General features: G+C 73.1%; 1 pseudogene. It reads left to right on the top strand.

The annotated features are described in order from the left end of the window. Window positions 1-798 (top strand): annotated as a pseudogene (locus FREUN1FDRAFT_RS39230) (histidine kinase); the annotation flags it as partial.

Genomic DNA, 798 nt, shown 5'->3' with positions numbered 1-798 from the left:
ACGCCGCGCTGCTGGAACTGGTGTCTGCCGGGGTACCCGCAGGCGAGCTGCCGGTAGGGGTGGCGGTCTATGACGCCGACCTGCGGCTGTGGCGTGGTTCACCGCTCATCGACGAGATCGCCGGTGTGCCCCAGCTCGTCGGAGACCGTCTCGCTCAGCTGACGGAGCGGCTGTCGCCGGCTGGCTCGCACCAGCGCTCGCTGGACGGCGAATGGGGGATGATCGCGGCCGCGTTGCGCACCCACCACACCCAGGTCGGCGATCTTGACCTGAGGGGAGAGCACGGTCTCGCCCGGTCGATGCGGATCACGGTGATCCCTTGGCTGCGGGGTGGTGAGGAGATGCTCGCGCTCGTCTTCACCGACATCAGCGACCTGCGCCGGGCCGAGAGAGAAGCACGCACGCTCTGCCAGCGGGCAGAGCGGGGCCGGGCCTGGCTGGCGGCCAGCGCCGAGATCACGACCAGCGTGCTCGCCGCCCCGGATCCGCGCGACGCGTTCGGTCTCGTCGCGCGGATCGGTCGGCGGGCAGCCGCCGCGGACATCGGCATGGTCGCCGTCCCCGACGAAGACGGCACTCTGGTCGTGACCGCCGCCGCCGCGGCCCCCGGCCTGCCCGCGGACGCCGAGTCGCTACGAGGGCTGACCGTCACCCTCGCCGCCGGCTTCCCCGCGGACGTGCTTGCCGCGGGCCACGCCGTCGCGCTGGAGGGTCTGTCCCTGCGGGGTAACCGGGTCGTTCCCACCCCGGTGCTACCTCTCGCCGCGGCACTGGCCGTGCCGCTACGCCTCGCTCGGA

The sequence above is a fragment of the Parafrankia sp. EUN1f genome, from assembly GCF_000177675.1.
GTDB lineage: Bacteria > Actinomycetota > Actinomycetes > Frankiales > Frankiaceae > Parafrankia.
This window is presented reverse-complemented; position numbering and strand designations above follow the sequence as displayed.